General features: G+C 44.5%; 5 protein-coding genes and 2 rRNA genes. All 7 read right to left on the reverse strand.

The genetic code is table 11. The features are described from left to right. Positions 1 to 14: 14 nt before the first annotated feature. Positions 15 to 593: a pyridoxal 5'-phosphate synthase glutaminase subunit PdxT gene (gene pdxT, locus G519_RS0116675; protein WP_036633183.1), complete on the reverse strand. Its 579-nt coding sequence runs from the start codon at positions 591 to 593 to the stop codon at positions 15 to 17. Further along, positions 593 to 1,474, reverse strand: coding sequence for a pyridoxal 5'-phosphate synthase lyase subunit PdxS (gene pdxS / locus G519_RS0116680; protein ID WP_029195693.1), 882 nt, complete (start codon positions 1,472 to 1,474; stop codon positions 593 to 595). Before pdxS ends, pdxT begins: the two co-directional genes overlap by 1 nt. Positions 1,475 to 1,595: 121 nt before the next feature. Next, on the reverse strand, positions 1,596 to 2,951 hold the full coding sequence (locus tag G519_RS0116685; RefSeq protein WP_029195694.1) for a D-alanyl-D-alanine carboxypeptidase family protein: 1,356 nt from the start codon (positions 2,949 to 2,951) through the stop codon (positions 1,596 to 1,598). Positions 2,952 to 3,069: 118 nt separating this feature from the next. Next, positions 3,070 to 4,527 (reverse strand): IMP dehydrogenase, encoded by a 1,458-nt coding sequence (gene guaB / locus G519_RS0116690; RefSeq protein ID WP_029195695.1) that lies wholly within the window; start codon positions 4,525 to 4,527, stop codon positions 3,070 to 3,072. A gap of 164 nt (positions 4,528 to 4,691) precedes the next feature. Continuing rightward, a complete protein-coding gene (locus tag G519_RS43280; protein WP_244280139.1) occupies positions 4,692 to 5,894 on the reverse strand; it encodes a putative glycoside hydrolase in 1,203 nt (400 codons plus the stop codon). Positions 5,895 to 5,998: 104 nt separating this feature from the next. Beyond that, positions 5,999 to 6,115 (reverse strand): 5S ribosomal RNA (rrf, locus tag G519_RS0116700). Positions 6,116 to 6,228: 113 nt separating this feature from the next. Beyond that, positions 6,229 to 6,353 (reverse strand): 23S ribosomal RNA (locus tag G519_RS0116705); the annotation flags it as partial.

Below are 6,353 nucleotides of genomic sequence, written 5' to 3' on the forward strand. Positions count from 1 at the left end.
GCTTGTACCATCAATTATGCTTGTCTTTGTTTTACCATGTCTAAGAAATAGCTGTGCAGACGGAAGTCGTCTGTCAGCTCTGGGTGGAACGACGCCGCAAGGAGATGCCCTTGCTGCGCCGCGACGATCTGGCCGTCATACGTAGCCAGTACATCTACCCCCGGTCCCACCTTCTCGATGAGTGGGGCCCGAATAAAGACAGCGCGAACGTTCTCGTCGATGCCTTTGATCGGCAAATCCGTCTCAAAGCTTTCGCGTTGACGACCGAACGCGTTGCGAGCAACCGTGATATCCATCAACTCAAGGTGAGCTTCAGGCTGTCCGGTGATCTCTTTCGCGATGACAATCAACCCCGCGCAGGTGCCGAAAATCGGCTTGCCCGCGGCGGAAAATTCCTTCAGCGCATCAATGAAACCATAGGTGCGCATTAACTTGCCGATTGTTGTACTCTCTCCACCAGGTAAAATAATCCCGTCAAGATCAGCTAGCTGCTCGGTTCGTTTGACAACGACGCCTTCGGCGCCAGCCTTCTCGATCCCACGAATATGTTCTGCTACCGCGCCTTGCAGCGCGAGAACTCCGATCTTCGTCATTACCAGCCGCGCTCCTGCATACGCTCGGAAGCTTGCAGCTTGGAAATTTCGATTCCCTTCATAGGGGCACCCAGGTTTTTGGAGATTTCTGCAATCAATTTATAGTCTGTGTAGTGAGTTACGGCTTCAACAATCGCTTTCGCGAATTTCTCAGGGTTATCGGATTTGAAAATACCAGATCCAACAAATACACCGTCAGATCCAAGGTGCATCATAAGCGCTGCGTCTGCAGGTGTGGAAACACCGCCAGCAGCGAAGTTAACAACAGGCAATTTACCTGTTTCGTGAACTTGTAGAAGCAACTCATAAGGAGCGCCAAGTGTTTTCGCTTCAAACATCAATTCATCCTTGGACATCCCTTGGATTTTGCGAATTTGACCTTGAATTGTACGCATATGACGAACAGCTTCTACGATATTGCCCGTTCCTGGCTCACCTTTGGTACGAAGCATGGAAGCACCTTCACCGATACGACGCAAAGCTTCACCAAGATCGCGGCAACCACATACGAAAGGAACCGTGAAATCACGTTTGTTGATGTGGAATACTTCATCCGCAGGTGTAAGTACTTCACTCTCATCGATATAGTCAACGCCTAGGGATTCAAGAATTTTCGCTTCAACGAAGTGTCCAATTCTTGCTTTCGCCATAACCGGAATGGATACTACTCTCATCACATCTTCAACAATTGAAGGATCAGCCATACGGGAAACGCCACCAGCTGCACGAATGTCAGCGGGTACGCGCTCTAGCGCCATAATTGCGGACGCGCCAGCTGCTTCTGCGATTTTAGCTTGCTCGGCGTTCATTACGTCCATGATGACGCCGCCTTTTTGCATTTCGGCCATACCAGTTTTAACGCGGGAAGTTCCTGTTTCCATTCTTTATTTCCTCCTATAGCTTCTATGCCAATTTCATGCAGTTACCTACACGATTCGATAGTAAATCTTCTAAACAATTATTTTACATGAAGGAGGGTTAATATACAACCCATTTTCTGGTCTAGGAACCGCCTTTAATCCCTTTAAACATATCGCTGAAGAAGTTCGTGAACGAGCGGAACAAGAGACGAATCCAGCTGCCTTTTTGTACATCATCATTGGCGATTAGATCAACAGTTTTATCTTGTCCATTGTAGCTTACCTTCACTTTACCGAGCGCATCGCCCTTCGTAATAGGAGCTACGAGCTTACTCTCTTCCAGTGGCTCTGCCGTAATTTTAAAGTCTGTATCTTTCGCACCTTTTCGAGCGACGAACGTCAGACCTGTTTTTGTCACGAGAGGCACTTGTGTTTGAACGCCTTTCTTAATGTTTACGAATTTCAATGAATCTATTTCTTGCTTAGCATTAAGGAAAGGTTTAATTTCGAAATTATTAAATCCATAATCGAGCAGCTTTCTCGTTTCGTTGAAACGCTCCGGTTCTGTTTTGGTACCCATGACAACGGAGATAAGACGCATTCCGTTTCGTTCAGCAGTCCCTGTAAAACAGTACCCTGCATCATCGGTAGAACCAGTTTTCAAACCGTCTAAACCTTGATAAGCATACTTTTTCAAATTCGTGTTGCTCTGATTTCCTTCTAGCATCCAGTTCCAATTGATCATTGGCGTTTTATCCGTAGCTCTTAATTTTAAAGATGGGATTTTCGTGAATTCAAGAATTTCTTTATGATCTTTAAGGATATTATAGGCCAGAATGCCGGCATCTCGCGCAGTCATTTTGGTCTCGCCTTCAATAGAAGTCGGCGGATTTTTGAGATCGGCACGTGAAAGTCCAGTAGCGCTAATGAAATGAGCTTTGTCCGACATACCAAGTTGTTTGGCCTTCTCGTTCATCATTTTCGCAAAATTCTCTTCCGTACCTCCGAGTAATTCTGCAAAAGCCACGGAAGCATCATTCGCGGAGTAGATGGACATTGCATTAAACATATCTTTAAAGGTCAGGGTTTCATTAGCGGCAATCAATTGACCTGAACCTATGACGTCCGCAGCATTTTTACTTGCTGTAACGGGAGAATCCCATTTATATTTACCTTCTTTAATACTCTCCATCGCAAGATATTCTGTCATCATTTTAGCCATACTCGCCGGAGGGAAAGCTTCATCCGCATTAAATTCATAGAGCACAGCTCCTGTGCTTGCTTCCATAATAATGGCAGATTTAGCTGCTACTTTAGGTTCATTGTTAGCTGGCGTTGGTGTCGTTGAGGCCGCTGGGGCTGCTGGTGCAGTCGTGGCTGCTGGTGCTTTGGTATCCGCGGCATATGTTGGTTGTATATGTAAAAGTAAGGATTGAGCAATTAAACTAACACCTAGCACCAAAGCAACCTTTTTCTTTGTAAAACTTAAAAATCTCACAATTTCACTCTCCCTAGTGATGTAATAACACGTTATATTGTACCACACCCCATTAGACAAAAAAAAGAAGACGTAGGTTCAATTCCCACGCCTCCAATTTCATCCATATTGTGACAAATTACAACGAGTAATTAGGTGCTTCTTTGGTAATTTGAATATCATGCGGGTGGCTTTCTTTTAAGCCTGCACCCGTAATTCGAATAAACTGCGTATCATGAATAAGTTCTTGAATATTGCGGGCACCACAGTACCCCATACCTGAGCGAAGACCGCCAACGAGTTGATATACGGTATCTGCCATTGGCCCTTTATAAGCTACACGACCCTCGATACCTTCAGGAACAAGCTTGCTCTCGTTCTCTTGGAAATAACGGTCCTTGCTGCCTTCCTTCATCGCCCCTAAGGAGCCCATACCCCGGTACACCTTGAATTTACGCCCTTGGAAAATCTCCGATTCACCTGGACTCTCATCCGTTCCAGCAAAAAGACTACCGATCATAACCGCACTGGCTCCGGCCGCGATCGCTTTGACAACATCACCGGAGTATTTGATACCGCCATCTGCGATAATAGGGACTCCAAACTCTGCAGCTGCTTGCGCACAATCATAAATAGCTGTAATTTGAGGGACACCAATTCCCGCAATTACCCTTGTTGTACAAATGGATCCAGGCCCAATACCAACCTTCACCATGGATGCTCCAGCTTTAATGAGGTCACGTGTACCCTCACCTGTGGCTACATTTCCTGCGATGATAGGCAGCTCCGGGTATTGTGCTCTAAGCTTTTTCACAGTTTCTGCAATATTAATGTGATGACCATGCGCAGAATCTACGACAATCACGTCGATGCCGGCTTTTACAAGAGCTGCAGCTCTCTCCATAACGTCCTTAGCAACACCTACAGCTGCGCCTACGACTAAACGACCCTGTGCATCCTTAGCGGAGTTAGGGAACTGAATGGCCTTCTCAATATCTTTAATGGTGATTAAACCTTTAAGCTCAAAATTCTCATCGACCAAAGGCAGTTTCTCAATTTTATGCTTTTGAAGAATACCTTCCGCTTGCTGAAGCGTAGTCCCCACAGGAGCCGTAACCAGATCTTCCTGAGTCATTACTTCTTTAATTTTGATGGAATAATCATGCACGAAACGCAAGTCTCTGTTCGTTAAAATCCCCACCAGCTTGTTCGCTTCATTCACAATCGGTACACCAGAAATGCGGTATTTCGCCATCAGTTCTTCTGCGTCATAAACATGATGCTCCGGTGTAAGGGAGAAAGGATTCGTGATAACGCCACTCTCTGATCTTTTAACACGGTCAACATGCTCAGCTTGAAGCTCAATGGACATATTCTTATGGATAATCCCGATACCACCTTCTCGTGCCATCGCAATCGCAAGCGCGGACTCCGTAACAGTATCCATAGCAGAGCTAATAAATGGGATATTTAATTTCACATGAGGCGCGAGCACGGTTGAAACATCGATCTCCTTACCGAACACTTCAGACTTTCTCGGCACCAACAATACATCATCAAACGTTAACCCTTCCTTACCAAACTTGTCTTCCCTCACAACACGTATTCCTCCTTAGCGCTCTCTATGAAAGAAAGCTTTGTTCGAATGAATCTTCTCATTCGTTTTGTTATATGATTGCAATCTTAACAAAAGCCTATTTTTCGTGTCAAGGAAAAGGACAAGTCTACCGGATAACCTTCGGCCTGAATAAGTCAATTCCGTTAACGATACGAATACGTGCTGCTCGAGTTCCACAATAAAAATTGTTCCACCCCCTGCTCCTTAGCCGCTTTAATTTGCTCTTTAACATCAATCGTTCCATATTTCTTATGCGGTTTTACCCAAGTAGCTGTAAAATCTTGATACCACGGTCTTATTTCCGCAATATGGCTATCTGATTTCAATAAAAGCTGGTTCTTCCCATTTGCATCGCTGATCGCTTTACGAATAACCGCATAGGGCTGTAAATCCGGATTCTTAATCCCATATACCCCACTTGTATAATGAGAGGGATACAACATAGGTGAGATATAATCAATTTGCTTACTGATCATCGACCAATCTTGTCCAATGCCCATATCATTATCAGACGAAGTGGTTAATCCAAAGACATCAGCAGATAAATAAGCTTGTCCACCAATTTGTTCTTTAGCTTTCTTGAGGAAATTCTCAATTACCTGCGCTTTCGTCCAATGATTAGGGTTATCGAATTTAACCTCTTGATCTACTTTCTTACCGTTCTCAGGAAATCTCACATAATCAAACTGAATTTCATCGAAACCTAATAAAGCGGCTTCCTTAGCAACTTGAATGTTATATTCCCACACTTTTTCCTTATAGGGATCCACCCAAGCCGTTCCCTTACTATCCTTCCACACGTTCCCCGCTTGAGTCATCATGGCATAACTACTTTTTTTCATGCTCAAATAGGGATCTTTAAAAACAACGACACGTGCAATCGTATATATGTGTTTCTCCTTTAACCTTAGAAGTGTGGCTTTCAGATCACGAATAATAACGTGGCTATTCGCCCCTATCTCATTCACCAAAGGAACCGTTGATGGATATGTAACTTGTCCCGAATCATTCTTTACATCGATAACCATCGCATTCAAATCAGTTTGATCCACTAGGTCAATCAGTTGCTCAAATTTATTGCCTACCGCTGACCAGGCAGATACGTAAATCCCTTTGACAATCTGCTTCTCAGGTTTTTGAGGCGTATTCTTGACCTCATCGGAAGACAGTTGCTTCGCATCTTTGATTGAGATGGGCATTGTTTTCCCTAAATTGTTCAAAGCGCCTAGCGGATCTGTAGCATCCTTGATGGAGTCCATCTTTGCCGAGCAACCACTTGCTATCTGTATCACTAAGAAACCAAGAAACAAAACACGCAAACATCTCCTGTAGATCGATACACCCATATTAATCCCTCCTCATAGGGCTAGTATGGTTTAATATGTCGCATTGTACTGATGTAAAAAAAGAGACTTTCTGGAATTTCTTCCAAAAAGACTCTTTTATAAGTGCTTGGCAACGTTCTACTCTCCCAGAACCCTGCGGTTCAAGTACCATCGACGCTGGAGGGCTTAACGGTCGTGTTCGAGATGGGAACGCGTGGGTCCCCTCCGCCATCATCACCAAACAGTCAAAGCGTGGTTTGCGCCTTGAAAACTAGATACGAAACTTGCGTAAAGTTGAACAACTGCTTAGTCAGCTGATCAGAGAGACTTTGACTTTCGTCAAAGATCCCTATATATGGTTAAGCCCTCGACCGATTAGTATTCGTCAGCTGCATGCATTGCTGCACTTCCACCTCGAACCTATCAACCTCGTCGTCTACAAGGGGTCTTACATACTGGGAAATCTCATCTTGAGGGGGG

This window comes from Paenibacillus alginolyticus DSM 5050 = NBRC 15375, from assembly GCF_000422905.1.
In the GTDB taxonomy this organism is placed as follows: Bacteria; Bacillota; Bacilli; order Paenibacillales; family NBRC-103111; genus Paenibacillus_E; species Paenibacillus_E alginolyticus.

Excerpts from the sequence above, each read along its gene's own strand:
- pdxT (WP_036633183.1), bottom strand. The coding sequence starts at position 593 with ATGACGAAGATCGGAGTTCTCGCGCTGCAAGGCGCGGTAGCAGAACAT.
- pdxS (WP_029195693.1), bottom strand. The coding sequence starts at position 1,474 with ATGGAAACAGGAACTTCCCGCGTTAAAACTGGTATGGCCGAAATGCAA.
- G519_RS43280 (WP_244280139.1), bottom strand. The coding sequence starts at position 5,894 with ATGGGTGTATCGATCTACAGGAGATGTTTGCGTGTTTTGTTTCTTGGT.